This is a genomic window from Pseudarthrobacter sp. SORGH_AS 212 (assembly GCF_030818145.1).
In the GTDB taxonomy this organism is placed as follows: domain Bacteria; phylum Actinomycetota; class Actinomycetes; order Actinomycetales; family Micrococcaceae; genus Arthrobacter.
This window is the reverse complement of record NZ_JAUTAA010000001.1, coordinates 3,093,889-3,118,675: the sequence shown is the minus strand read 5'-3', so window position 1 is coordinate 3,118,675 and position 24,787 is coordinate 3,093,889. Positions and strand designations below refer to the sequence as shown.

The window sequence follows — 24,787 nt, the reverse complement described above, 5'->3', positions numbered from 1 at the left end:
CCACTCAGACTCTCGCCCGGCGCCCACTAAGCGCCGCCTCAAGCGAACCCTCGCCCGCGTCGTCCTGCAGAGAAGCACTCGGCAGCTCAGGGGTGCTGCCCTGTTCTTCCGGCGCCGCCGTGTACGTCCCGTAGTAGGAGTACGAGTCCGTACCGCGGGTGGGTACATAGTTTAGGACCGCTCCGAGAACCCTGCCCTTCACCTTGTCCAGGTTCCCCATGGACTGCGCCAGTTGGTCTTGTGTGGTCCTTCCTGTCCGGATCACCACTATGGCGCCGTCCGCGACACGGCTTAGGACGGCGGCATCCGTCACTGGAAGAAGGGGCGGAGCGTCGATCAGCACGGTGGCATTCTCTGCCAAGGTTTTGAGCATGCTCTTCATGGCATTGGAGCCCAGCAGCTCGCTCGGGTTGGGCGGGATGCGTCCCGACCCCAGAACTTTAAGGTTTGGCAAAGCACTCCAGGGCTGAAGGACATCTTCCAGTTCGGCGGTCCCGGCGAGGACATCGGTGACTCCCGCTCCAGGAACCAGGTTGAACACATCCACCAGCGTCGGACGGCGGAGATCGCCGTCGACCACTACCACGTTCTCCCCCGCAGCGGCCATGGTGACGGCCAGGTTGGCGGTGACGGTGGATTTTCCTTCGGACTGAACCGAGCTGGTGACCACGATAATCCGCGGCGGCTGGTCGACGTCCAGGAAGCTGATGTTGGTCCGGAGTTCCCGGAGAGCTTCGGCCATCGCTCCCCCGGCGTCGTGGACCTGCGCCGACATGCCGGCATCCAAAACTGTGCTTTTTCCCTCCAGGCGATGGTCCAGGGGAAGGGTGCCGATGGCAGGGATACCGAAGACCTGCTCAATCTCGGCCGCGGTACGGATTCGCCGGTCGAGGTGCCTGCGGATCACCGCATACGCCACGCCAAGAGCCAATCCCACCATCGCCCCGAGTGCGAGGTTCAACTTCGTGTTCGGCGAGGTGGGACCAGTGGGGAGGACTGCCTTGCCCAACGGAAGAACGCGGACTGCTGTAGCCGTGGCACCTGCCGGGGACCCGGTGTCGGACGTGGCCTCGCTGCCCCCTACCGGCGCGGTCTCGATGGCCTCCACCTGTGCCGCCAGCCCATTCACCCACGCATCCGCCAGGCGCTGTGCCGTGGCCGGGTCAGTCGATGCGGCTGTGACACGGATCTCTGCGGTATCGAGCGGGACCTTGACGCTGATGCTGCCAAGGAGGGCGTCCGCCGTCGTCTTCAGGTCCAGGGCGGCGATGACCCGGTCCGCGACAAGACGGGACTTGGCCACGGACTCGTAATTCTTGACTTTGGCCTTGGCCAGGCTGTCGCCGGCGAGGGACAGGCTGACATTGTCCGAGCCCGGAGTCACCACGATTCCGCTGGAATCGGACGAGTAGACCTTCGGCTGGAGCACAGTCCAGCCCATGGCCGCAAGGGTGGCCAGCAGCGTGAAGCTGACGATCCCCTTCCAGTACGTCCGAATGACCTTGAGGTAATCCCTCAGGTCCAGGCCAGCGGGCGCTTCCGCGGGAGCTGCCGTGGTGCTCATAGTGGTTCCTTCCCACTCAAGATGTTTGGTTGCCGCCCCCGCTTGGGGACGTGATGCTGCACGGGCCTCCCGGTGTTAGCAGCGGCCCTGCTCAAGAACGCCTTCGGCGGCAAGTAGTTCCACGGCCTGTTCGACGGCGGCGCGGTAGCCTTCCGGCGTGCCATGCACCTTTGCGACTTTCTCGGCCAGCTGACCGGGCGTGAGAGGCTCGGCTGCGGCTTCCCAGATGGCTGGCCCAATGCCGGCAAGGTCCACGATGCCGGCATCCACCATGACGAGCAGCTCGCTACCGATCGCGATGGCATCCTTAGCCGGTGTCCGCTGGATGTAGCCCTCCCGGACCTCCCCCGGTTCCGCACTCCCACTGTCGCGTGGTTCCCAGCGGGGTTCCAGCCGCGGCTGCTCTTGGAACAGCGGGGCCAAAACTGCCGGCAAGTCAGTGGCCTCGGAGTACGTTACTTCCCACACTCCCCCGACGCTGTCGATAAGCCGGCAGAGCGACTGCAGCGGCTGCTGGAGCTCTCCCTGGGACGACGAGTCCGGGATGAGAGCCAGAAGCGCTTCCGGGAGGGGAACTCTCTCCAGCGCTGGAGGGGTTCTGCCCTCACCCGATACGCGGTTCAGGAGCACGATGGACTGAAGAAACGGGTTAGGAGGTGCTAACCGCAGCCCAAGCGCATCCGGTCCCACCTGTTTCTTGGGACGGCCGTGCCTTAGCTTCACTGACAGCGGCTTGGGATAGGGCATTACCGTTCTGTCGTGCCGGATGGCGACCGTCTCGTCGGTGACATAACCGTATGTCTTGGCCAGCACGGATGCCGCGGTGGTCTTGCCCGTTCCGGACTTGGCCACTAGCGCCACCGTCGCTCCCGTTTCCGGATCCGCGATCCCACAGGCGTGGAGCATTGTCAGCTGGCCGGCGTTGGCGAGTATGGCAGTCACTGTGAGGCGGGACGTCAAGTTCTCGGCCAGCTCTTCGAACGACGACGCCCCGAGCTCAAACTCGTCTGTCTCTTGCTGCCTTGACTGGTAGGCCACGGAAACTGCGAACGCCTCGGACGCAGCGGGCGGCGATGGGACTGCAGCCCCCGGTACCTGCTCGCTTGCACAACGGGCCCAGGCCGCCCGCATGTTTAGTTGTTGCTCCCTGGAGACACCGCTGCCCCACCGAACGACGAACTCGACGCCCAGGATCTGCAAATGCAGCAAATCAGAGCTGGTTACCAGCGCCGGTTCCTCCTGTTGCTGCACCGACACGAGAACATCCCCCATGATTCCCCTAGATCTCGGTGCCGCTACGCGGCGTTAGCCGGTTCGATGAGGCGGCGGGCTTCCAAGCTGGCCAGGAAGAGTTCTGCTTGCGCTTGCATCTGCCCCAGCTCGTCTTCGAAGGTCTCCTCAAGTTCGCTGAAGATCTCGCGCTCGGAACGGTGGCCGTCAATTAACTCCCAGATGACGGCGGCCGGGCCTTCCAACACGACTGGCTGCGCTTCATCGAGATGGAGCAGGGCGACCCGCTGCCGCCCTGTACGCGCCTCCGCCACGAGACCGCCACGCTTCCACACCACGCCTACGGTCACCCAGCCTTGGGCAGGGAAATCGACGAGGACGGAGGGGCGCTCATCTGGATCGACGTGCCGCCCTGGATATACGTGATCGCAGTGGTGACCGTGTAGGTAGCGGCATCCTGCTTCTTACCTGTGTAGCTGTACTCGCTGAAGGCAAAATCAAGAGTTGTGGCTCCTGCAGGCAAAGCAACAGCGAATTCGGCCTGAGTAGCCGTTGGCCGGGTGATGGAAGGCGTCGCTGTCCCGACCTTGACGGTCGAGAAGGAGATGATCGGCGCAGGTGACGGGGCCGAAATGGTCATTACTACCCTGACTTCCCCCGTGACGTTGCTGAGGTTCTTCAGACTCAAAGCCGCGGGGACAGTCACACCCGTACGGTTGTGTGCGCTGCTCACGGTCGATGTGACGTTCTGCGTTCCGGTGCTGATGGATCCGGTGGCGGGTGTAGGCGGCGGTGTCACAACGGGGCCAGGCGACGCCGATGCCGGCGGAGCGCCAACGGCGGTCACAAGAACCGGCACGGTCCAGACAACGCCCTTGACCACGCGCCGGCGGCTGAAAACCGCTTTCTTTCGACTCGAGCTCTTCGTTCAAAATCTCAGACAATTGTGCCCCCACAGTAGTTTTCAGCCATGGCCGACCAGTCAAAGGTCGCCAGTGAGCTTCACCGGTGATTACCGGTTGCTTCTACTGTTGCGAACACACTCAAAGATTTCTGCAAACGAGACACAAGTTTCACTCAAGACTCTCTTGATTCTTGAGCAAAAGGCACTTGACCTGCGGCGATGCGTCTGCGTCTGCATCTTTGCATCCCAGGCCAGATGCCATAGCAGGCCTTTAGGTACCGCGTCGACGCGGGATTCAGAACGGTCTGACGGCGCCATCGGTCCTGCAAAACGTGCCCTGGCCGCTTTGGCCTCGCCGCCCGGAGGCCGAGCCGCGGCTTCTAAAGGCCCTGCGCGGCACTCTCCCGGAGAACCCGGCCGGTGTGCCCGGCCAACGCAGCTATGTCCTCGAACATCTCAATCAGCTGCAGCCATTCAGGCGCAACCTGTTCCGGGCCGGCCAATACGCCCAGCCGCCCTTGCAACTGAAGGGCAAGGCCAGCGAGCCGTTCGGCGCCCACCATCTGGCAGGAGATTTTGAGGCTGAGGACGGCGTCCATGGAAACCTCGTAGTCGGCATGTGCCAGCCCGCCCCGCAGCTTCTCAATCCTGCGGGGCAAGTGGGCCAGGAAGTTGCTGAGGAACAAACGCAAGCCCTCGTCGTCGTCGAGCTCGCTGCGCAACTGTTTCAGAACGGCCGGGTCCAGGATGCAGGTGCCCGGGCCAGCAGACCCGTTGACGCAGTCCCCGCTCATGGACCGCTCCTTCCTGTGTTGGTGTTGGTGAATGTCGCAGCAGGACATTGTCTCGCCGCTGGATGCTGCATCTTCGGGTCCTTGCTAAGTTTTTGGGCAGGATTAGCGCAAGATCCGATCAATATGAGCGCACCGCCTTTACGATCAGCGTGTGCTATCCGGCACATATGGACCGTCAGCAAGCGTTGCTGCCATAACGATTCTGGGGATCGATCGCCGTGTTCAATACCTTCAAGAAGCCCCTTGCGGCAGTGGCCGCCGCCCTTGGCCTGGCCCTTGCACTCACCGTGGTGCAGCCCGCCGCAGCGCAGGCCGCGGCGGGCCAGATTTCCCTGAGCCCTGCCACCGGTCCTGCCGGCTCCGCCATCACGGTGACCGGGAGCGGCTTCAAAGGCTCCGCCACCGGAACCGTGATTATCGGATCCACCACGTTTCCCCTGAAAACCACGGCGGCCGGCGCGTTCAGTGCAGCCGCCACCATCCCGGCAACCGCCACGGGCAAAGTCACGGTGACAGCCAAGACATCCTCCGTGCAGGGCTCCGCCGCGTTCACCGTGACGGTGCCCGCACCACCCACGCCGCCGGCAGTACCGGCGGTCAGCACCGCAAAACTCCGCTTCGGAACTGCGACCGATGGCGGGCCCCTGGCCACCGCTGAACTCGACGAGGTGGCTTCCCTGGCCGGCGAAGCACCGTCCAGCGTGCTGTTCTACAAGGACTTCCTCCAGCCCGCCCCCATCACCGAAATGAACGCCGTCCGTGCGCGCGGCGCCGTGCCGCTGGTGACCTGGGAGCCGTGGGCCTGGGGCGGTGGCGTCAGCCAGCCCGCCTACAGCTTGGACAGGATCGCCGCCGGCGACTTCGACTCCCACATCGCCCAATGGGGGCAGGCGCTTGCCGCGTGGGGCTACCCGGTCCAGCTGCGATTTGCCCACGAAATGAACGGCGACTGGTACCCGTGGGCGGAAAGCGTCAACGGCAACCAGCCCGGCGACTACGCCCAGGCATGGCGGCACGTCCACGACGTCGTCGGGGCCCAGGGAGCCACCAACGTGTCCTGGGTGTGGAGCCCCAACGTCCCCTACTGGGGATCCACCAGCCTCGCCGGACTCTACCCGGGCGCCGGCTACGTGGACATCGTGGCCCTGGATGGCTACAACTGGGGCACATCCGCGTCCTGGAGCGGATGGATCTCCCCGCAGGACCTGTTCGCACCCGGCATCGCCGAGCTCCGGGCCCTGGCTCCGGGCCTCCCTGTCCTGATCGCCGAAACCGCGTCCAGCGAAGCCGGCGGCGACAAGGCCGCCTGGAACACGCAGCTGATCTCCTACCTCGCCGCGCAGCCGGACGTCGTGGGGTTCGTGTGGTTCCACATTCAGAAAGAAGCTGACTGGAGGATTAACAGCAGCGCAGCCTCGGCCACTGCCTTCAAGAACGCACTGCAGGCACGCCGCACCTCGTGACGGATTGCCTGCTGAGCAGGCCGCCGGCCCGGCCGAAGATTCCGGCCGGGCCGGCAGCCTGTGCATCAGGGCCTGGCTTTGCTGTTCTTGCGCAGCAGCGAGAGCATGGCCACCCCGATGAGCAAGACGCCCAGGGCCGTCAGCAACGACGAGCCAACGTTAAGGCCTGTGTAGGCCAAGGCTGCTGCTCCGGAGGCGGGAAGGGCGGCATTCATTCCGTACATGTTTCTAGATATCCTCTGCTGTGTATTGGGCTTCCCAGCGGTCGATTCGCTGCCGGGTGATCTTGGTTTTCAGGACTGCGCACCAGGAGGCCAGGAACCAGCCCGAGCGCAACCACATGAACAGTTCCTGGGGGAAGAAGGCTGCGGCCAGCACAATGTCCTTCCAGTCCCGGTGCGGGATCCGCATGGCGCGCTTGATGTCCAGCGCCACGAAAAGCACGGGCACCAGCCACCAGAACAGGATGAACTTGAAGACGCCCAGCGCGAGCGACAGGACCATGACGGCGATCCACAGGGCCTTCAGGAACACGCCCAGCAGCCCCATGGCCTGCTGCCCCCAGTCGCGCAGAGTCAGCCTGTTGACGCCGAGGTCCAGGAGGTCCTCCACGGTGCCCACCTGCCACTTCATCCGCTGGCCCCACAGCGCCTTGATGGTCTTCATCGAGTCCGTGTAGGCGCGGACGTCCGGGGAGACCTGGCAGATGTAGCCCAGTTCCCGGATACGGTAGGTCAGCTCGAAGTCCTCCACCTGCGAGGTGTAAACCCAGGGGCCCTCGCGGTCATCCCGGGCCGCGATCTCCCGCAGGACCGCATTGTTGATGGCGCAGCCTGTTCCTGCGAGGACGCTCGTTTCCCGGCGCCGGAGCGCGGTGTCCGTCCAGGTGGCGAACTCGGCCTTCTGCAGCCGGCTCAGGAAGCCGGGGTCCTGCATGGTGAATTTCGACGACGACCCGCCCAGCCGCGCGGACCGCCGCCCCGCGAATTCCCGCTCCCACGCCTCGAGGGCGTTGGGCGGCAGCACCGTGTCAGCGTCCAGGCAGACCAGCACATCGGCGTCGTACGCGTACTGCGCCCACGCCCGGTTCAGGGCCTCGGACTTGCGGTGCTCCAGCCGGGGCAGCTCCATCACCGTGACCGGATACTTCCGGGCCTCCTCCGCGGTGCCATCGGTGCACCCGTTGGGCACCACCACCACCAGGTCCGCGAGGCGGGACTGAAGCATCAGGCCGTCCAGGGTGGCCCCGATGGAAGCGGCCTCGTTGTACGCCGGAACCAGGACCACTACCCGCAGGATCCCCTGGTGCGTGGGAGTATGGCGGGCCTCGCCTAGAGCCGGGGTGGTTTCCCGGCTGGCCCCGTTGCCGGAGACACCGGAGGTGTCTGTTGGGGTTCGGAGCAGGGCTGACTGCATGGAGGTCTCCTCGAATGTTGTGAGGCCCCCCATTGGGCCGCACCTTCATTCTTCAAACCGCTTCTCAGCTTTTGCCCCGCCGTACAGTCAAGGTTGCGCCAAGTTCTCCTCTGTTTCTTGAGCTTTCAACCAGCCTCTGACCTGCGGAAACATTCCCGAAGCCCAATTCTGTTGCCTAAATCACTCTTCCGCCCGCCATCCAGTCGGGCATGAAAATGGCCCCGCGGGAGCTACCCGCGAGGCCGTTCTTCAGCAGTTGCTGCTCACTCACCGTCCGGTGAACGTCGGCTCCCGCTTCTCCTGGAACGCAAGGAAGCCCTCCGCGTAGTCGTCGGTCTTGCAGAGGCGCGCCTGCTCCCCGTTCTCCTCCTGCATGGACGCCCACAGCCCCAGCCGCTGGTCGCGGATGTGCGCCACCAGCTCCTTGGACGCCACAAACGCTCCGGTGGCACCGGTGGCCACCCGCTCCACAATTACCCGCGTGGACTCCAGCAGCGAGTCGGCCGGCATGGCGCGGCTGAACATCCCCTGCGCCACCGCCTCAGCGCCGGAGATCAGGTCCGCCGTGTAGATCAGGTCCAGCGTCCGGTGCATGCCCAGCCGCTCCGTGAAGTACCAGTGCCCGCCCGAATCCAGCGTGGCGCCCAGCTTGGCAAACGGCGAGCCGAACTTCGCGTTCTCCGCCACGTACACCACGTCCGTGGCCAGCAACAGACCCAAGCCCACGCCGAGGCAGGCACCCTGGGCGGCGGCAAACGTCGGCGCCGGGAACGCGGCCATCTTCTTCAGCAGCGGCTCCACCAGCCCGCCCAGATATGCGGCGGCGTCGTCGCTCTCCGGCGTGACCCCGGCAATGTCGCGGCCCGCGCAGAAGGCCCGGCCCTCTCCCCGCAGCAGCAGCGCCCGCACCTCACCGCGGGAGGCGGCGGCAGCAGCGTCGTCGTACGCCTGGGTTAAATCGCGCAGCGCCTGCTCGTCCAGCGAATTCAGCTTGTGCGGAGCGTTGAGGACAACCTCGGCGATGCCGTTGCTGATGGAAAGGGAAATCATGGAACTCCTCCGTTGAAGCTGCAAATTACCTACACGTCGAAGTCGACGGTGACTTCCTTGCTGGTGGGGTGGCTCTGGCAGGTCAGCACGTAGCCCTTGTCCAGCTCATCCTGCTCCAGCGCGTAGTTCTCGTCCATGGTCACGGTGCCGGTGACCACCTTGGCCCGGCACGTGCCGCACACTCCCCCGGCGCACGCGAACGGCACGTCCGGCCGCACCCGCAGCGCCGCGTTCAGGATGGACTCGCGCGCATGCGTGGGGCTGGCCACCTCGCCCTGCAGGCCGTCCAGCTTGAACGTGATCTTGTACGTCTCCTTGGACTCGTCCACCACCACGGGACGGCCGGCGTTCCCCTCCGGGCGGTCCGGCTTGCCGGAGGTGAACAGCTCGAACCGGACGTTCTCCGGCTTCACGCCGCGCTCGGCCAGGGTGTCCCGGCACAGCTGCACCAGCTCGAACGGCCCGCACAGGAACCACTCGTCCACATCGTCCGCGTGGATGGCGGTGCCCAGGAGCTGCTGGAGCTTGTCGGCGTCGATCCTGCCCGAGAGCAGCGGCGCGATCCGCTGCTCGCGGCTCAGCACGTGGTGGATGGCCAGCCGCTGCGGGTACTTGTCCTTCAGGTCTGCCAGCTCCTCGAGGAACATCACGTCCATGGCGGCCTTGTTGGCGTAGATCAGGTCGAACCGGGTCTCCGGGTTGGCGGCCAGCAGCGTCCGGGCGATCGCGATCACCGGGGTGATGCCGGAGCCCGCGGCGATGGCCACGAAGCTGCCGGCCTCCCCCGCCAGCTCGGTTGCCATGTCCTGGGGACGGTTCATGGAGTTCATAACGTTCTGTTCCACGGCCACACCGTCGCGGCCGTGCTTGGACACGAATGCGCCCATGGGGCTCATCACGTCCAGGGTGTCCCCCGCCTTCAGCTCGGCGTTGGCCCACGTGGAGAACAGCCCGCCCAGGTCCTTCTTCACGGCCACGCGGATCTCGCTGCTGCCGTCCTCGAAGCTGCGCGGCTCGGCGCAGATGGAGTAGCTGCGGCGCACCTCGTGCGGCTCGCCGTCGGCGTCCGGCAGCGTGGTGCGCAGTGCCACGTACTGGCCGGGCAGGTAGTCGAACTTGCCGGCGAGCTCCGCGGGCACGTGGAAGGAAACCTCGATGGCGTCCTCGGTGAGCCGGCGCACCTCCTTCACCGCAAGGGTGTGGAAGGACGGACGACGGCGGCCGGTGGCCTGCGCCTCCTCGGCGGCGGTCTGGCGGACAACAGTCATGGCGGTTCCTTAGAGGACTTTGAAGTAGTCGAACGGTTCCTTGCAGTCCTGGCACACATACAGCGCCTTGCAGGACGTGGAACCGAAGCGGGTGAGTTCCTTGGTGTGCAGGCTGGAGCACTGCGGGCACTTCACGGCCATCTGCAGCCTGATGGGCCCTGCGTGCCGGGCGGCGTCGCTCTTGCCGGTGGGCGGGGCGATGCCGTACTCCCGCAGCTTGGCCTTGCCGGCCTCGGTCATCCAGTCAGTGGTCCAGGCCGGCGCGAGCACCAGGTCCACCGTGACGTCCGCGTAGCCCTCTTTGGCGAACGCGGTTTTCACGTCGTCACGGATGGCGTCCATGGCCGGGCAGCCCGAGTACGTGGGCGTGATGGTTACGGTGATCCGGTCCCCCTCAGCCACCTGTACGTCCCGCAGGATGCCCAGGTCCTCGATGGTCAGCACGGGGATCTCCGGATCGCACACCGTGGCTGCGATGTCCCACGCGTTCTGCCGCGGGGTGCGGGTCCGGGTTTCGAAGTCCGAAATGTACACGGTCACCAGCTCGCCCCGGGATGTTCGCGGGCAAGCACCTGCATCTCCGCCAGGAGGTAGCCGAGGTGCTCCGAGTGCCTGCCCTCGCGGCCGCCGCCGGGGGCCGCCGGAACGTCCGGCACCTCCAGTTCGGCCTCATTGAGGACTTCGCCGGTGAGGTGATCAAAGTCTGCCCTGAGCGAGGAAGGCGCGACGGCGGCACCCGCCTGGGCGAGCCTTTCGGTCAGTTCGTCGTCGCGGAACAGTTCGGCAACGTACGGCCACATGGTGCGCAGGCCGTGGATCATCCTCTTGCGGGATTCGTCCGTGCCTCCGGCCAGGCGCAGGACCCACTGGGCGCTGTGGTCCCGGTGGTAATCCACTTCCTTCACGGCCTTGGCGGCGATGGCTGCCAGGGTGGCGTCCGTGGATTCGGTGAGGCGGCGGTACAGCTCAAACTGGTAGTAGCTCACCACGAACTGCCGGGCGATGGTGGCCGCGAAGTCCCCGTTGGGCTGCTCGAAAAGCTGCACGGAGCGGAACTCGTGCTCGCGGCGGAAGTAGGCCAGGTCATCCTCGGACTTGGCCGTGCCGTCCTCGTTCAGCATGGCGCCGCCGGCGTAGGTGAGGAAGCTGCGGGCGTGGCCCAGCTGGTCCAGGGCGATGTTGCCCAGGGCGATGTCCTCTTCCAGCTCCGGGGCACGGGAGATCCAGTGGCCCAGGCGCTGGGCGAGGATCAGGGCGTCGTCACCGATCCGCAGGGCGTATTCCGCCACGTCTTCGGTGGGCTTGGCCAGGCCTGTTTTGATCTCGAGGGCGATGTCCTCCGGACGGAGGGCGTTGCCGGGGGTGATCCTGGTGGCGGAGGCGTTGGAGTCGCCGCCGGCCACACCGGTGGAGATGTCGCCGTGGCCTGTGGTGGTGTCGGGGGTGCTCACAGGTGCTTTACCCCTTCGCTCTTGGTGTAGTACGTGGCGTGCCGGTAGTCCTTGCCCTGCGGGGACTCGAAGAAGGAGCCCTTGGAATCGGGATCGCTGGCGGCGATGGCGTCCGCCGGGACAACCCAGATGGAGACGCCCTCGTTGCGGCGGGTGTAGAGATCGCGGGCGTTGCGGAGGGCCATGGCGGCGTCCGGGGCGTGCAGCGAGCCGGCGTGCACGTGGCTCAGGCCGCGGCTGGACCGGACGAAGACCTCCCAGAGGCCCCAGGCGCTCCGGTCGTGGTGCTCGGCCGGTGCCGACTGCTCGGGTGCCGGGCTGACCTTGGGGGCTTCGCGGTTGATTTCTGCGGCGCCGCTTGCGGGGGCTTCCGGGTTGCCGTGGGGGCTCATGCTGCGTATTCCTTCTGCTTGTTAACCTGTTTGGCCGCATACGCCGCCGCTGCCTCGCGGACCCAGGCGCCGTCGTCGTGCGCTTCCCGCCTGCGTTCCAACCGCTGGGCGTTGCAGGGACCGCGGCCGGCGAGCACTTCCTGGAACTCGTGCCAGTCCAGCGGGCCGTGCTCCCACTTCCTGGTGTCCTCGTTGTAGCGGACCTGGTCATCCGGGAGGGTGAGGCCCAGGACCCGGACCTGCTCCACCATCATGCCCACGAAGCGGCTGCGGAGCTCGTCATTGCTGAACCGCTTGATGTTCCAGGCCATGGACTGCTTGGAGTTGGGCGAATCGTCATCCGGCGGGCCGAACATCATCAGCGCCGGGGCGTACCAGCGGTTCACGGCGTCCTGCGCCATCTGCTTCTGCGCTGCCGTTCCGTTGGAGAGCTCCAGGAGGATCTCGAAGCCCTGGCGCTGATGGAAGGACTCTTCCTTGCAGATGCGGACCATGGCGCGGCCGTAGGGGCCGTAGGAGGCGCGGCAGAGCGGGACCTGGTTGCAGATGGCTGCGCCGTCCACCAGCCAACCGATGGCGCCCATGTCCGCCCAGGTGAGTGCGGGGTAGTTAAAGATGCTGGAGTAGCGGGCCTTGCCGGCGATGAGGTCGTCCATCATCTTGTCCCGGCTCTGGCCCAGGGTTTCGGCGGCGCTGTAGAGGTAGAGCCCGTGTCCGGCCTCGTCCTGGACCTTGGCCATCAGGATGGACTTGCGCTTCAGGCTGGGGGCCCGTGAGATCCAGTTGGCTTCCGGCTGCATGCCGATGATCTCGGAGTGGGCGTGCTGGGACACCTGGCGCAGCAGCGTCTTGCGGTAGGCGGCCGGCATCCAGTCCTTGGGCTCAATGCGTGAATCTTCGGCGATGACGCGGTCGAAGTGGGCCTGGCCGGCTGTGTCCGCTTCTTGCTGGGCCGCCTGGGCCTGGGTCTGATCGGCTGTGGGCTCAGCGGGCACTGACTGCAGGTTCTGCGCTGCCATGGTTGCTCCTATGCAATGACCTTCCGGGACGGCGCGGATTTATTTACCGACCGTTCGTTCAGGATATGCGGAAGCGTTTGGGGCGTCAAGCGTGCCGCCCCTTTTCGACGCGCGCTCACTCGCGGCGAGGCGCCGGCGTCGTACGCGTTATTAGGTTCAATGGTTGCGGGTGAATTCGCTGGCGAGGACAATGACCTCAAGCCTGAACACCTCAACGGGCGGACCCATCGCAGGCCGTCGCGGCGGAAAAGCACCGCGAGAACCGGATCCGCGCAACTGCGCTGACGGTGATGCGCTGCGACGGGGCGGAGCTGATGGAACCGGGAACGCTGGAACGCAAGCTGGCAGCGGCGGGCCTGTCCCGGCGTCGTGCGCGCTTCGGAGCCCGCAAGGCGCTGACCCTGCCATGAACCTGGGACTTTCGGCGACCCAGCTCACAATGGCGGCTTGCCACGTTTCGATCCCGTATCGATGCAGCACCTCAGGGATTCTGATATCCGGCCGAGCCGCTGCCCTCCGTAGACTGCTGGTTGCACTCGACAATCCAGCACCAGACGACCGTAAACGTACATAACGAACCAAAGCAGTCTGAGCGCCACAGGCGCATAAGGGGTATCACGCATGTCCGCCACATCCGGCACAAAGAAGACCGACCCGCCGCACGGGGAGGCACCGCCCGGCAGCGCAGGCCGGAGCAAAGACCAGGCCGCCGCCGACGTCCACAAGGTGGCACCTTGGGTATTCTGGCCCGCCGCCGCAATCATCTTCGTCTTTGTCCTCTTCGCAACCATTTTCCCGGGCGCTGCAACGGACCTGTTCGGCTCCGTCCAAACGAACGTCATTAAGTGGTTCGGCTGGTACTACGTGGCCGCCGTCGCCCTCTTCGTCGTGTTTGCCCTGTGGATCGGCATCAGCCGCTACGGCGACATCAAGCTCGGCAAGGATGAGGACGAACCGGAATTCAGCATGATGTCCTGGTTTGCCCTGCTCTTCGCAGCCGGCATGGGAATCGGGCTGGTCTTCTTTGGAGTGGCCGAACCGCTCAGCCACTTCTCTTCGCCGCGGCCCGGCGTCGAGGGAACGCCCACCGTCCTGGCCCAGCAGGCCCTGACACAGACCTACCTGCACTGGGGCCTGCACGCCTGGGCCATTTATGTGGTGGTGGGCGTTTCCATCGCCTACGCCGTGCACCGCAAAAACCGCCCCATTTCCATCCGGTGGACCCTTGAGCCGCTGCTGGGACGCAAGCGCGTGGCCGGCGGCTGGGGCAACCTGATCGACGTTGTGGCCCTGGTGGGCACGCTCTTCGGCGTGGCCACATCCCTGGGGCTTGGCGTCCTGCAGATCTCCGCCGGACTGGAGCACGCCAACATTGCCCAGGCCACCACCATGACGCAGATCGGCCTGATCCTCTGCATCATTACGCTGACGATCGTTTCGGTGGTCTCCGGTGTAGGGAAGGGCATGAAATGGCTCTCCAACACCAACCTGGTCCTGGCCGGGCTGCTGATGCTGGTGGTCCTGTTCACCGGCCCCACCCTGTTCCTGCTCCGCGAGTTCGTGCAGTCGATTGGCAACTACCTCCAGAACGTCATTGGGCTGACCTTCAACACCCTGGCGTTCTCCGGCGCCGAAGGCGAAGCCTGGCAGGCCGCCTGGACCACGTTCTACTGGGGCTGGTGGATTTCCTGGGCGCCGTTCGTCGGCATCTTCATTGCCCGCATCTCCAAGGGACGCACGGTCCGGCAATTCGTGGCGGGCGTCCTCCTGGTGCCCACCGCCATGGGATTCCTCTGGTTCTCCGTGCTGGGCGGCGCAGCCATCCACCGGCAGCTCTTCGGCTCCGGCGGCCTGGTGGCCGAGGATGGCAGCGTGGACACCGAGGGCGCCCTGTTCGACCTCCTCGGCAACCTCCCCGGAGGCGTAGTGCTCACCATCGGTGCGCTCCTCCTGATTGCCATCTTCTTCATCACCTCCGCAGATTCCGGCGCGCTGGTGATGGGCATGATCGCTACCGGCGGGGACGTGGAACCGCGGAACTGGCTGCGCATTTTCTGGGCCCTGGCTGCTGCGGCCGTAGCCATCGCCCTGCTCCTGGCCAACGGACTTGAAGCCATCCAGACCGCCGCGATCCTCACGGCGGTGCCGTTCAGTGTGGTCATCATCCTCATGTGCGTTGCCACGGCCAAGGCCTTCCATCTGGAACACCGTGCCCTGATGCGTGCGCAGCGCAAGCTGGCCCGGGACCAGATGGCAGCCCACGTGACCGAACACGTGGCCGAGCACGTCCAGGACACCATGGCCGGTTCCGTCCAGGAGCACTACCAGGAACACCTGGCGGACCAGGTCAACGAGGCCGTGGAAGCCCAGCTCAGCGAACGGTTCACGGACGCTGACGACGCTGCCACCTCCCCCGCCGCCGCCCCCGCCCAGCGGGAAAAGTAACACCGCACGCTCAGAGCGCCCGGTTCCCTTGGTGGAGCCGGGCGCTTTGTGCTTTCTTCGTCCGGCGGACTTCTTCAGCCGGCGGATGCCCTCAGCTGGCGGGGTCGTACATGAACTCGCGCAGCTCCTGCGCGCAACGGCACGCCACGGCGATCTTCCGCGCCCATTCCTCAGCATCCTCGCGGGTGGGCAGCTCCAAGCACGGTGAACCCGCCGGTGATGTCCGAGCCCGCATAGATGTCCCTGCCCACCGAGCCGTCGGCCTGCACCAGCACCGGTGCCACATCCTCGGCGATGCCGCCGCCGAAGACGTAGACGCCGGCGGCCTTGGCCTCTTCAATGACGCCGTGGGATTCGGCCACGACGGCGGGAAACTCCTCCTCGGTGAGCTTCATGGCTTGGCCCTTGCCCGGGAAGGAAATCAGGTACTTGGTCATCCTTGATGATGCCACTCCGGCAGCGCGCCGCGGGAGTGGCCTGGCCTTGGCAACAGCGGTTCTTCAGACACTGCTGCCCCGCTGACGGCCCTCTGGTTCGACGGCAAAATAGGCAGTAGGCTTACTATCTTGCAGCTGGGCGCTCCCTCCAGCGGTTGATGAAGCGCCTGATGACCGGAACCCACCAGACGGCTTTGCGGTAATGCGGAGCCGCGTAAGGAGTCACATCATGAAAGCTCTTGTATGGCACGGCGAAGGCGATATCCGGCTGGACACCGTGGACGATCCCACCATCCTCGACCCGAACGATGCGATCGTCCGGATCACCCGCAGCGCGATCTGCGGCACGGACCTGCACTTCATCCGCGGCACCATGGCCGGCATGAAGGAAGGGACCATCCTCGGCCACGAAGCGGTGGGCGAGGTGACGGCCGTGGGCAAGGCCGTGCGCCGGTTCGCGCCGGGCGACCGGGTGATCGTGTCCTCGACCATGTCCTGCGGGGTGTGCTGGCACTGCCGTGCAGGGCACACGGCCCAGTGCGATACCGCCAACCCGAACGGGCCCCAGGCCGGCACCTGTTTCTTCGGCGGTCCGGAGACCACCGGTCCCGTCAACGGCCTGCAGGCTGAGTATGCCCGCATCCCCTGGGCATCGAACACACTCACGGCCATCCCGGAGAACGTCAGTGACGAACAGGCGATTCTGCTCTCGGACATTTTTCCCACCTCATGGTTCGGTGCGCAGCTGGCGGGTGTCCGGCGCGGTGACACCGTGGCCGTCTACGGGGCGGGCATCGTGGGGCAGCTGGCCATCGCTTCAGCCTTCCGGCAGGGCGCATCCCGGGTGTTCGCCATCGATGGCATCGAGACCCGGCTGGTCCAGGCCCTTGACCAGAACGCGGACGTCATCAACTTCAACAGCGAGGACCCGGTGGAGGCCGTGAAGGAGGCCACACTCGGCATCGGGGTGGACGCGGTGATTGATGCCGTGGGCGTGGATGCGCAGCGGCCCTGGGCCGGACCGGCGGCCGCGAAGGGCGAGGAGCAGGCCGAACAGTTCGCCCAGGAGGTTGACGCGGTGGCGCCCACCACCAACATCCAGGGCGACAACTGGGTGCCCGGCAACGCGCCGTCGCAGGTTTCGCAATGGAGCGTGGAAACGGTGCGGAAGTACGGCCGCATTGGCATCATCGGGGTTTACGGGCCCACCATGACCTCCTACCCAATTGGCCAGGCGATGAACAAGAACCTGACCCTCCGGATGGGCAACTGTGATCACCGCTCCGTCACCCCGCCGCTGGTGGACCTGGTGGCCTCCGGTGTGTTCGACCCCACCCGGTTCATCACCCAGCATGAGCCGATCACCGATGTGGTGGACGCCTACCTGAACTTCGACCGCCGCGAGGAAGGCTGGCTGAAGACGGTACTGACCACGGCTTAGCCCCGGCATACCCGCTCGAGCCTGCAGTCCCCTACCCCTGCCACCTGCACGGGCGTAAGCTCAGTGCGCGCCGGCTTGCCAACCGGTGGGCGGGGGGAATGGCCGGAAGGACAACCGGCTGCAGGGTCCCCTTGCATGACGGGCGTTGGGAGGGGCTGGAGGGCGCCATGGCTACCGGACGGACCGGGCCCGGCCTGCAGCTGCAGGTGGGAGTCAACACCGAACTCCGCGCGCTGCCCGGACTGCTGAATGCCATGGGCATGCTGGCCATGACCCACGACGAAGTGGCAGAGGCCACCGAGCGCGCCCTCGCCCAGAACCCCGTCCTGGAGCGGGCCGACGGGCACCCCTGCCCGGGCTGCGGGCGGCACGTAACTTCGGGTATGTGTTCCCGCTGCCGCGGGCACCCCGGCGTGTCCGCCCTGCGCGACGGCCCTGAGCAGGGGGTGGACCCCTTCGCAACGCTGGAAGCCGACGCCGGCCTGGACATCAGGGCCGACTGCAGGCACGCCCTTGGACAGGTTCTCGCCCACCTGACAGCACGTGGCCTCCTGGACTGCGGACCCGGGGAAATTGCCGCCGCCGAAGGCCTGGACCCCGGGCAGGTACACGAGGCGCTGCGGGCCATCCGGGCCGTCGGGCCACCCGGCATCGCCGCCACCAGCGTTACCGAACTGCTGGCTGCCCAGGCTGGGGTGCTGGCCGACGCCGGCCTGGCCCCGCCGTGGCTCCCCCGCCTTGTCCGCGAGCACCTGGGCGACCTTGCCGCGGGAAGCACCGGCGTCGTCGTCCGCGCCATGGGCTTGACCGCGGACCAGGTCCTGGCCGGGCTGGACATCATCAGGGATCGGCTGAAACCGTTCGCCGCGTTCGTGGCGAACGAGGCAGAAGCCCCTGCCCCGACGGCCGACGTGTTCCTGTACCGTCGCCCGGACGGGTCACTGGAGGTGGAGGTTCCCGCCAGCGCATGGTTCGGGCTCCAGGTGGCGGATCTCGCCGCGGGGGTGCCGGCAGCGTCCGGGGCGAAAGAATGGCTGGCCGGCCACGAACATGCTGCCCGGCGCCTCCTGTACCAGGTTGACCGCCGCGCCGGTGCACTGCTCCGGATCACCGAATGCGCAGTCGCCCATCAGAAGGCCTTCCTGGAACATGGCCCCGGCCACCACCACCCCCTGACCCGCACCGCCGTCGCCCAGGAAATCGGGCTGCACCCGTCCACCGTAAGCCGTGCCGTCAACGGCAAGCGGCTCCGTCTCCCCACCGGGTCCGTCACCGACCTTTCATGCCTTTTCGGAAAAGGCCTCGCGGCCCGGGCTGTGCTGCAGAAGGCCCTCACGGGCGGCGCCGCCTCGGACCAGAAGCTCCGTGAAGAGCTGGCCCGCAACGGTTTCGCCCTCGCCCGGCGGACGGTGAACAAGTACCGGCGTTCCCTGAACCAGGACGTCTAGCCGCGCCCCGCGAATCCCCCTTCGCGGCCGCGAAACTGCGTTCGGGCCTGCGCCGCCCCGCGGCCCGGACGGCCCGCGCCGCACCCCGGAAACCCGGCCCCCAGACCTGCCGGAGCCCAGCCGCCAAAGGTGGCACGAATTGTGCAGTAAGAGGGTATGCGGTGTTCCGCGATGGTGCCTCCCACGGCGCCTGCAAGACTCCGGAAAGGAAATACTCATGCACGACATCGATAGGGCACTGTTCGAGGGCCAGGACGAAGGCACCTGGGGCGAGGTGATGGAACAGGAGTCCGGCTACTCCTACGAGGACGAGTCACCGTTCCACGGCGAAGACGCCGGCGAGGCCGGGGGCCTGTGGGGAGAGGCGGACAGCCGCGAAGCCGACGAGCTCGCCCTCGCCGCGGAACTGCTCGAAGTCAGCGACGAGGACGAACTGGACCAGTTCCTCGGCGACCTGGCCAAGAAGGCCTTCTCCGCCGCCCGCGACTTCGCCGGCAGCGCCGCGGGACAGGCCGTGGGCAACGTGCTCAAGTCCGCTGCCAGGAAGGCCCTTCCCCAGCTGGGACAGGCGGTGGGCAACTACTTCGTCCCCGGCGCCGGCGGCCAGGCCGGACGACAGGTGGGCAAGTGGCTGGGCAGCAAGTTCGAATCCGGCCTGCAGCTGGAGGGCCTCTCCGCCGAGGACCGCGACCTGGAAACCGCGCGCGCCTTCGTCCGCTTCGCCACCGACACCGCGCAGCGGACCGCCGCCACGCCCAAGAGTGTGCCCGCCGTCCAGGCAGCGCAGCAGGCAGCCACCGCCGCGGCCCGGCAACACCTCCCGGGCCTCCTCAAACGCCCCGGCCAGCCCGGCCAGTCCGGACGTTCCGGCGGCCGGTGGATCCGCCGCGGCCGCAACATCGTCATCCTCAACGCACGCTAACCCGGCACAACCCACCCCCGAGCACCACCCAACCCAAAGGACATTGCCATGAGCACCTACTACGAGACCGAGTCCGCCAGCCCCTGGGCGCAGGAAGAAGAGGACGAAGGCGGCTTCAGCGGCTACGAAGGCGAATCGGACCACGAGGGGAACCTCGAAACCGAACTGGCCATGGAACTCCTCAGCGTCAGCTCCGAGGAGGAACTGGACCAATTCCTGGGCAGCCTGGCCCGCAGCGTGGTCCGGGGCGCCTCCAAGTTCATCAAGTCCCCCATCGGCAAAGCACTGGGCGGCGCGCTCAAATCGGTGGCCAAGACGGCGCTGCCCATCGTTGGAGGCGCCATCGGCTCCTTCGTGGCTCCCGGCGTCGGGACAGCCATCGGCAGCAAGCTCGGCTCCATGGCCGGCGGCCTGCTCGAAGCCGACGAAGCCGAGTCCATGGACGAATCCGAGGCCGAGGAAGAAGCCGCCCGCCGCTACGTCCGGTTCGCCCGGGCCGCCTACCGCAACGCCGCGCGGACCCCGGTATCAGTACCGCCCGATGCAGCCGCAAGGGCTGCCGCCACCGCTGCTGCGCGCCGGCACGCCCCGTCCCTGCTCCGCTCCCGCCAGGCCGCAAGGCGGGGCAACCGCCGCTCCCGCGGCGGCACGCGCGTCTACAACAATCAGTACGCGGGTGCGGTCTGGGGTGCTCCGGATGAAGGGTGGGACAGCCAGCAGAACGGCGACGGCGGCGGTACCAACGGCGGCAGCGCTGACGAGGGCCGCTGGATCCGCCGCGACGGCCGCGTCATTCTGCTCGGCATTTAGGCACGCGAACGGCAGATGGCAGACCGGCAGGCGATACGGATGGGCACAAAAACCTTCAGTACTTCGCTGATCGAGAGCGAGGCGACCGGGCTGATGTCCCGGCTGGACCAGATCAAGCCATTCGTCATGCACGAAACCATGGTCCTCGCCGCTGCCCTCCCCCGCGACGCACAGCTGCTGATCGAACGTTTCCTCCACACCGGCCGCCACGAGCTCCGGGTCCAGATCGCCGAATTCATCGACTGGCTGCACGCGGACGGGCAGACCGCCACCCCGGCGCAACAACAGCACCGGTTCGTCCTCATCCGCCTCCAGTTCAACGTGGTCCTGTCCCAGTTCGACATGTTCACCGAGGTGGTCACCCAACGCAGCGAACACTCCACCGGCGTGTGGCTTTCGGGGCTGGATATTCTCGCCCAGGACGCGCTGCGCCTTGGAGCGTCCGACGACGGCGACGCCCGGTTGGTGGTCTACCTCGCCCGGGGTGCGGGTGCTGCGATCCGGCGGGCCAAGACGCGCCTGCCCGGGGGCAAGCCCAACCCGGTGGGCATCATCCGGCTACCACGCGAACGGATGGTGGGCAGCGGAATCGCCTCTTCCCTGGCACACGAGGTGGGCCATCAGGGGGCCGCCCAGCTGGACCTTGTCACTTCACTTCGGGCCGAGCTGGACCGGCGGGCAGCGCAGGACCCGGACGGCGGCTGGGACGTGTGGTCCCTCTGGATCAGCGAAATCGTGGCGGACATGTGGTCCGTGGCCACGGTGGGTATCACCTCCACGGTGGGCCTGCTGGCGGTGGTCAGCCTTCCCCGCTATTTCGTCTTCCGTCCCGGCGGCTCCGACCCCCATCCCATGCCGTACCTGCGGGTGCTGATTTCCGCAGCCATCGGCGACGCCCTTTACCCCCACCCCCAATGGCGCGAACTGGCGGATGTGTGGCGGGCCATGTACCCATCCGCCGGGCTGGCCCACGACCACCTCGCCTGGGTCAGGAAACGCGAAGCCCGCATCAGCGATCTGGTGGAGGTGCTCATAAACCACCCTGTTTCCCCTGCGGGCGGCCGGAAACTCGGCACCATCTGGCCCGTCCGCAACCGGCAGCCCGACCGGCTGCTCCGCCTCCACGAAATGTGGGACGGGGACCTCGGGATCATGGCCCGGCAACGGCCGGCCCTGGTGTTCGCCGTCCTGGGCCAAGCCAAGGCTGCTGGCCGCATCACCGCGGAGGAGGAAAGCGGGCAGCTCTCCTCGCTGCTCACCGCGTGGGCCGTGCGCAGCAGCCTGGACGTCATGGGCTCCCCTGCTCCGCGCGGCATCACGTCACCCCAAAACCCCACAGCAGCACTAACAACAAGGAGATAGCCATGGAATTCACTCGACAGCCAATATCGCCGGTCTTTCCTCGTCAGGAAGTATCATTTACGTTCAAGCTAGAAGGCTGGGAAGATAAACCCGAGACCTATGAATTCCGCATCATCGACAGCGCCGGCAAGGCAGTCGGCTTCGCTGACAGGGCAGGAAGCTCCGGCGGTACACTCACTCACCGAATGACCAAAAACACGGTTTTCCAACCAACAGCACGGTTTCCTGGGCCAGGCGACTATCGAGTGGAAACATCTATAGCCGGCACCAACAATTGGTTTGATCTTGACAGGATTACCGTCGATCCGCCGGAGGACGCTCCAGAGGTAAAGATTTCGCTTCAGGCGACAGCAAGGCCTAACAGCAATCAGGCTGACCTGTGGCAGTTTATTCGTGATGTTAGTCGAAACCTCCGGTTCAGTGGTTTTGCCCGCTTCACGAAGGAAAATCCTACTGAGCTCCGGACCGCAGCAGCTTATGGTTCTACCAGCTATGACGCGCTGCATGAGCTGTCAGAAATGTTTGTTACTGGCGGCGCCCTGGGCTTCAAAAACCGCAAGCCCACTAGCAGTTCTCCAGGGTGGGGTCCTGGAAAGAACGCCGCCAAGGCACTGCCCCTGTCGTACGTCCGGCGGCAAAGGAAAGCGCCGTACAAAGCCTTCTATCCGAAAAGTATTTCAGATGGCACGTTTCCCCTCGGCGAAGTGCCTTTCGTGGAGCTGATATACGTCTACTGGATGGAGGAGGCCATGCTTTTTCAAACACTTAATCATGTTATTGCACGCTTCCAAAACCGCCGATCACCGGGCGGCACTGATCCTCTTGCGAGGCTAGCCGTCAACCCCTTGATGCCGCTGCGTGGAATCCTGTGGGGGCTGGCCGAAGCGGAAAAAGACCGATTGTCACTTCGGCGACGCGCAGTTGAATACGAGTACCAGTATGGTTTGCAGCTCATTGGACGAGCTGTTCCTCCAACGGATCTTCTCGTTGAGAGGCGAACTCAATTTTTGGAAGCGTTTCATAGTTTACTGAACGCATGCCGTCGCTACTACAGGGAACTCGACGACAAAACTGTTGACGCTGATGCATTCCCATTACTGAGTCATCTACAAGAGCTCCATCTAGTACTCGCAAGAGGCGCAAATAATCAGTTCGCTGACATCGCTGTCATAGCGAGGATCGAAACGCTAGATGTCCAGTGGATGCTGGCCCAGCCCGAGATGCACCAGTTCCTTGGGGGCCCAACAATGGTGCCCTACGAGGAGAAATGGATGGATCGAGTGGACACGATGAAGACCATTCAGGGATGGTCGGAGGCCAGCGTGACCCATTTCTACGATCTCGCCGTACATGGGGAGCAGCTGCTTTTGTCCGTCCGCCATGGCCGCTGGAATGACTCCAACATGGAGGGAGATGATGCGAAGAACTGGGCCATGACTTGGAGGCCGTCCGTCCAGCGTTACATCCACGCTTACCGGGCCGTCACCGGGGTGGACCTCAGCGAGCGCGTGGACACCACCATGCCGTCAACTTTGCTGCAGCGCCGGCTTGCCCGGAAACTCGTACGGTACTAGGAGATGGCCGGGTCACACAGGCCTGCTGACTTCACGTCCGCACTGTTCCTGGGCCAGCACCACCCCAGCGCCTCGCTGGCACCCTGGCGGGAGTTCACCACCGGGGTCCCGGCGGCGTTGCGGGCGTTGCCAGCCGCCGCGGAACTGGCATCCGCGGTGGCCAAAAGCCAGGATGCGAGTGCCGCCCTAGTGTCGAGGTCAGCCCTGCACGGAATGATGGACGTCCTGCAGTCGCTCCCCCGCCCCGGTGACCTGCTCCTGGTGGATGAGGGCGCCTACCCCCTCACCCGATGGGCCTGCAGGGCCTCCGTTCCCCGTGGCGTGCGGGTGGTTACATACCCGCACTTCCAGCCGCCCGCCGTCATACCTCCTTCTAGGGCGGCTCATTCCGCCCGGACCTGGCTGGTTACCGACGGCTGGTGCCAGGGATGCGGACAGCCCGCACCCCTGGCCCGGCTAAAGGAACTCGCCGCATGCACCGGCGGGCAAGTAATAGTGGACGATTCGCTGGCCTTTGGCGTCCTGGGCCGGCGGCCTGAACCGGGCAGCTTCGGCGACGGGTCCGGGACGCTGCGCTGGCAGGGACTGGAGCACGACGGCGTGGTTTGGCTTGGGTCACTGGCCAAGGCCTACGGAACACCTGTCGCAGTCATCACCGGCGACAGTCCAACGATCACGCGGCTGGCCCGGCACGGAGAGAACCGGATGCACAGCAGCCCGCCCTCCGCGGCGGACCTGGCCGCCGGGCTGAGCGCCCTCCGCGACCTCCGTGTCCCCCGCCTCCGCACCCGGCTGTGGCGGCTGACCCGCTGGCTCCGGCAGGCGTTCCAGGGCTTGGGCCTACCGCTTGTCGGACTGCCGTTCCCCATCGTGGGCACCCACATGGGCTCGGCGCGTCTGGCACGGCAGTGGTGGTCCGCACTGTCAACACGCGGCGTCGAGACGCTGGTCCAGCTGCCCCGCTGCCGACCGGGCGCCCTGCTCTCAGCAGTGGTGCGGGCCGACCATAGCCAGGTCGATCTGGACCGGCTGGTCCGGGCGCTGGAAGCAGTGTCACGGGACAGGCGGGCGGCGTGATGGACATCGTGGACTCGCACGTCCACGTCGGCACCGCGGGCGTCCCGCTGGGTCCGGCCCACTCCGATGCCAACTTTGCGCTGTGGCGCAAGCGGGCCGCCGGCGTCGGAATCCACCGTGCCGTGCTGATGGCCGCACCCGTGGGAGACTATTCGGCTGCCAACCGGATGGTGGCCGCATTGGCGCGGCAAGCTCCGGGCCGGTGGCTCTGGTACGTGTTCGTCAACGCTGTAACGGAGCGGGGACGGGTGGCGGACGTGGTGGCGGAAGCTCACGCGCGCGGTGCCTGCGGGATCAAGGTGCACTGGTCTGACGGCCCTGCCACCGATGAGGTGGGCATTGCCGCGCAACGCCACCGGATGCCGGTGCTCTTCGACCCCGGAGGGGACGTGCAGCGGGTTGTGGACCTCGCCGGGCGCCACCCCGACGTGGCATGGATCGTACCGCACCTGTCCGCCTTTACAGATGACTGGCGCGCCCAGAGCCGGCTCACCGACGCGCTGGTCCGGGCGCCCAACATCTTCGCCGACACCTCCGGCGTGCGGTACTTCGACCTGGTGGAGGAGGCAGTTGCCCGGGCGGGCTCGCGGAAGGTGCTCTTCGGCAGCGACGGCCCCTACCTGCACCCCGGCCCCGGAGCTGGCCAAGATCTTCGCGCTGACCCTGCCGCCTGCTGACCGGGCCCTTATCCTGGGCGGCAACGTCCTGCGGCTGACCCGG

The 24,787-nt window shown here is 66.1% G+C and carries 23 protein-coding genes and 1 pseudogene; 10 read left to right on the top strand and 14 right to left on the bottom strand.

Translation table 11 applies throughout. The features are described 5' to 3' along the window. Positions 1-4 precede the first annotated feature (4 nt). The 5 genes from QE394_RS14280 to QE394_RS14260 all read right to left on the bottom strand — a co-directional run bounded on the left by QE394_RS14280 (position 5) and on the right by QE394_RS14260 (position 4,492). Positions 5-1,564 carry a polysaccharide biosynthesis tyrosine autokinase gene (locus QE394_RS14280; RefSeq protein ID WP_349034867.1) on the bottom strand — a complete coding sequence of 520 codons (1,560 nt, stop codon included), beginning with the start codon at positions 1,562-1,564 and terminating at the stop codon, positions 5-7. A gap of 75 nt (positions 1,565-1,639) precedes the next feature. Further along, a complete protein-coding gene (locus tag QE394_RS14275; RefSeq protein WP_349034866.1) occupies positions 1,640-2,836 on the bottom strand; it encodes a hypothetical protein in 1,197 nt (398 codons plus the stop codon). A gap of 23 nt (positions 2,837-2,859) precedes the next feature. Beyond that, positions 2,860-3,144: a PqqD family protein gene (locus QE394_RS14270; protein ID WP_349034865.1), complete on the bottom strand. Its 285-nt coding sequence runs from the start codon at positions 3,142-3,144 to the stop codon at positions 2,860-2,862. After that, complete coding sequence (locus QE394_RS14265; protein ID WP_349034864.1) at positions 3,141-3,434, bottom strand: hypothetical protein; 294 nt, start codon at positions 3,432-3,434, stop codon at positions 3,141-3,143. Before QE394_RS14265 ends, QE394_RS14270 begins: the two co-directional genes overlap by 4 nt. A 644-nt stretch (positions 3,435-4,078) precedes the next feature. Beyond that, the gene (locus QE394_RS14260) at positions 4,079-4,492 is read right to left on the bottom strand and encodes an Hpt domain-containing protein (RefSeq protein ID WP_349034863.1); all 414 of its coding nucleotides are present in this window, start codon (positions 4,490-4,492) and stop codon (positions 4,079-4,081) included. 218 nt (positions 4,493-4,710) lie between these two features. Here QE394_RS14260 and QE394_RS14255 point away from each other — a divergent pair, with 218 nt between their 5' ends. After that, entirely contained in the window at positions 4,711-5,955 is a 1,245-nt protein-coding gene (locus QE394_RS14255) for a glycosyl hydrolase (protein ID WP_349034862.1), read from the top strand. Positions 5,956-6,020: 65 nt separating this feature from the next. On the opposite strand, the gene QE394_RS14250 is transcribed toward QE394_RS14255, so the two are convergent. The 8 genes from QE394_RS14250 to paaA form a co-directional block, all read right to left on the bottom strand. Then, complete coding sequence (locus tag QE394_RS14250; protein ID WP_349034861.1) at positions 6,021-6,179, bottom strand: LPXTG cell wall anchor domain-containing protein; 159 nt, start codon at positions 6,177-6,179, stop codon at positions 6,021-6,023. A 4-nt stretch (positions 6,180-6,183) separates the two neighbouring features. Then, on the bottom strand, positions 6,184-7,404 hold the full coding sequence (locus tag QE394_RS14245; RefSeq protein WP_349034860.1) for a glycosyltransferase family 2 protein: 1,221 nt from the start codon (positions 7,402-7,404) through the stop codon (positions 6,184-6,186). A gap of 234 nt (positions 7,405-7,638) precedes the next feature. Beyond that, on the bottom strand, positions 7,639-8,421 hold the full coding sequence (locus tag QE394_RS14240; RefSeq protein ID WP_349034859.1) for an enoyl-CoA hydratase-related protein: 783 nt from the start codon (positions 8,419-8,421) through the stop codon (positions 7,639-7,641). 29 nt (positions 8,422-8,450) lie between these two features. Beyond that, positions 8,451-9,689, bottom strand: a complete 1,239-nt coding sequence (gene paaE, locus QE394_RS14235; RefSeq protein WP_349034858.1) for a 1,2-phenylacetyl-CoA epoxidase subunit PaaE — start codon at positions 9,687-9,689, stop codon at positions 8,451-8,453. 9 nt (positions 9,690-9,698) lie between these two features. Next, complete coding sequence (paaD, locus tag QE394_RS14230) at positions 9,699-10,232, bottom strand: 1,2-phenylacetyl-CoA epoxidase subunit PaaD (protein ID WP_349035413.1); 534 nt, start codon at positions 10,230-10,232, stop codon at positions 9,699-9,701. Then, positions 10,226-11,140 carry a 1,2-phenylacetyl-CoA epoxidase subunit PaaC gene (gene paaC, locus QE394_RS14225; protein WP_349034857.1) on the bottom strand — a complete coding sequence of 305 codons (915 nt, stop codon included), beginning with the start codon at positions 11,138-11,140 and terminating at the stop codon, positions 10,226-10,228. The genes paaD and paaC overlap by 7 nt, the downstream gene beginning before the upstream one ends. Continuing rightward, the gene (gene paaB / locus QE394_RS14220) at positions 11,137-11,532 is read right to left on the bottom strand and encodes a 1,2-phenylacetyl-CoA epoxidase subunit PaaB (RefSeq protein WP_349034856.1); all 396 of its coding nucleotides are present in this window, start codon (positions 11,530-11,532) and stop codon (positions 11,137-11,139) included. The genes paaC and paaB overlap by 4 nt, the downstream gene beginning before the upstream one ends. After that, complete coding sequence (paaA, locus tag QE394_RS14215) at positions 11,529-12,551, bottom strand: 1,2-phenylacetyl-CoA epoxidase subunit PaaA (RefSeq protein ID WP_349034855.1); 1,023 nt, start codon at positions 12,549-12,551, stop codon at positions 11,529-11,531. The genes paaB and paaA overlap by 4 nt, the downstream gene beginning before the upstream one ends. Before the next feature lie 621 nt (positions 12,552-13,172). Between paaA and QE394_RS14210 the strand changes: the two genes are divergently transcribed. Then, on the top strand, positions 13,173-14,996 hold the full coding sequence (locus QE394_RS14210) for a BCCT family transporter (protein ID WP_349034854.1): 1,824 nt from the start codon (positions 13,173-13,175) through the stop codon (positions 14,994-14,996). A 91-nt stretch (positions 14,997-15,087) separates the two neighbouring features. On the opposite strand, the pseudogene QE394_RS14205 reads toward QE394_RS14210, so the two are convergent. Next, a pseudogene (locus tag QE394_RS14205) lies at positions 15,088-15,433 on the bottom strand (transcription initiation protein). 229 nt (positions 15,434-15,662) lie between these two features. Here QE394_RS14205 and QE394_RS14200 point away from each other — a divergent pair. The 8 genes from QE394_RS14200 (at position 15,663) to QE394_RS14165 (ending at position 24,744) form a co-directional block, all read left to right on the top strand. Further along, on the top strand, positions 15,663-16,874 hold the full coding sequence (locus QE394_RS14200) for an alcohol dehydrogenase catalytic domain-containing protein (protein WP_349034853.1): 1,212 nt from the start codon (positions 15,663-15,665) through the stop codon (positions 16,872-16,874). A gap of 167 nt (positions 16,875-17,041) precedes the next feature. After that, positions 17,042-18,322, top strand: a complete 1,281-nt coding sequence (locus QE394_RS14195; RefSeq protein ID WP_349034852.1) for a hypothetical protein — start codon at positions 17,042-17,044, stop codon at positions 18,320-18,322. A gap of 217 nt (positions 18,323-18,539) precedes the next feature. Continuing rightward, on the top strand, positions 18,540-19,244 hold the full coding sequence (locus tag QE394_RS14190; protein WP_349034851.1) for a hypothetical protein: 705 nt from the start codon (positions 18,540-18,542) through the stop codon (positions 19,242-19,244). Between the two features lie 48 nt (positions 19,245-19,292). Beyond that, positions 19,293-20,054, top strand: coding sequence for a hypothetical protein (locus tag QE394_RS14185; protein ID WP_349034850.1), 762 nt, complete (start codon positions 19,293-19,295; stop codon positions 20,052-20,054). 39 nt (positions 20,055-20,093) lie between these two features. Then, positions 20,094-21,416, top strand: a complete 1,323-nt coding sequence (locus QE394_RS14180; protein ID WP_349034849.1) for a hypothetical protein — start codon at positions 20,094-20,096, stop codon at positions 21,414-21,416. Positions 21,417-21,418: 2 nt separating this feature from the next. Next, positions 21,419-22,990, top strand: coding sequence for a hypothetical protein (locus tag QE394_RS14175; protein ID WP_349034848.1), 1,572 nt, complete (start codon positions 21,419-21,421; stop codon positions 22,988-22,990). A gap of 3 nt (positions 22,991-22,993) precedes the next feature. Then, positions 22,994-24,067, top strand: coding sequence for an aminotransferase class I/II-fold pyridoxal phosphate-dependent enzyme (locus tag QE394_RS14170; protein ID WP_349034847.1), 1,074 nt, complete (start codon positions 22,994-22,996; stop codon positions 24,065-24,067). Next, a complete protein-coding gene (locus tag QE394_RS14165; RefSeq protein WP_349035412.1) occupies positions 24,067-24,744 on the top strand; it encodes an amidohydrolase family protein in 678 nt (225 codons plus the stop codon). Before QE394_RS14170 ends, QE394_RS14165 begins: the two co-directional genes overlap by 1 nt. Positions 24,745-24,787 lie beyond the last annotated feature (43 nt).

Bases quoted from the DNA above. Each gene is read 5' to 3' on its own strand.
- QE394_RS14200 (WP_349034853.1), top strand. From the start codon at position 15,663: ATGAAAGCTCTTGTATGGCACGGCGAAGGCGATATCCGGCTGGACACC.
- QE394_RS14190 (WP_349034851.1), top strand. From the start codon at position 18,540: ATGCACGACATCGATAGGGCACTGTTCGAGGGCCAGGACGAAGGCACC.
- QE394_RS14280 (WP_349034867.1), bottom strand. From the start codon at position 1,564: ATGAGCACCACGGCAGCTCCCGCGGAAGCGCCCGCTGGCCTGGACCTG.
- QE394_RS14180 (WP_349034849.1), top strand. From the start codon at position 20,094: ATGGGCACAAAAACCTTCAGTACTTCGCTGATCGAGAGCGAGGCGACC.
- QE394_RS14185 (WP_349034850.1), top strand. From the start codon at position 19,293: ATGAGCACCTACTACGAGACCGAGTCCGCCAGCCCCTGGGCGCAGGAA.
- paaA (WP_349034855.1), bottom strand. From the start codon at position 12,551: ATGGCAGCGCAGAACCTGCAGTCAGTGCCCGCTGAGCCCACAGCCGAT.
- paaB (WP_349034856.1), bottom strand. From the start codon at position 11,532: ATGAGCCCCCACGGCAACCCGGAAGCCCCCGCAAGCGGCGCCGCAGAA.
- QE394_RS14175 (WP_349034848.1), top strand. From the start codon at position 21,419: ATGGAATTCACTCGACAGCCAATATCGCCGGTCTTTCCTCGTCAGGAA.
- QE394_RS14195 (WP_349034852.1), top strand. From the start codon at position 17,042: ATGGCTACCGGACGGACCGGGCCCGGCCTGCAGCTGCAGGTGGGAGTC.
- QE394_RS14245 (WP_349034860.1), bottom strand. From the start codon at position 7,404: ATGGGGGGCCTCACAACATTCGAGGAGACCTCCATGCAGTCAGCCCTG.
- QE394_RS14265 (WP_349034864.1), bottom strand. From the start codon at position 3,434: ATGACCATTTCGGCCCCGTCACCTGCGCCGATCATCTCCTTCTCGACC.
- QE394_RS14250 (WP_349034861.1), bottom strand. From the start codon at position 6,179: ATGTACGGAATGAATGCCGCCCTTCCCGCCTCCGGAGCAGCAGCCTTG.
- QE394_RS14165 (WP_349035412.1), top strand. From the start codon at position 24,067: ATGGACATCGTGGACTCGCACGTCCACGTCGGCACCGCGGGCGTCCCG.
- QE394_RS14170 (WP_349034847.1), top strand. From the start codon at position 22,994: ATGGCCGGGTCACACAGGCCTGCTGACTTCACGTCCGCACTGTTCCTG.
- QE394_RS14240 (WP_349034859.1), bottom strand. From the start codon at position 8,421: ATGATTTCCCTTTCCATCAGCAACGGCATCGCCGAGGTTGTCCTCAAC.
- QE394_RS14260 (WP_349034863.1), bottom strand. From the start codon at position 4,492: ATGAGCGGGGACTGCGTCAACGGGTCTGCTGGCCCGGGCACCTGCATC.
- QE394_RS14210 (WP_349034854.1), top strand. From the start codon at position 13,173: ATGTCCGCCACATCCGGCACAAAGAAGACCGACCCGCCGCACGGGGAG.
- paaE (WP_349034858.1), bottom strand. From the start codon at position 9,689: ATGACTGTTGTCCGCCAGACCGCCGCCGAGGAGGCGCAGGCCACCGGC.
- QE394_RS14275 (WP_349034866.1), bottom strand. From the start codon at position 2,836: ATGGGGGATGTTCTCGTGTCGGTGCAGCAACAGGAGGAACCGGCGCTG.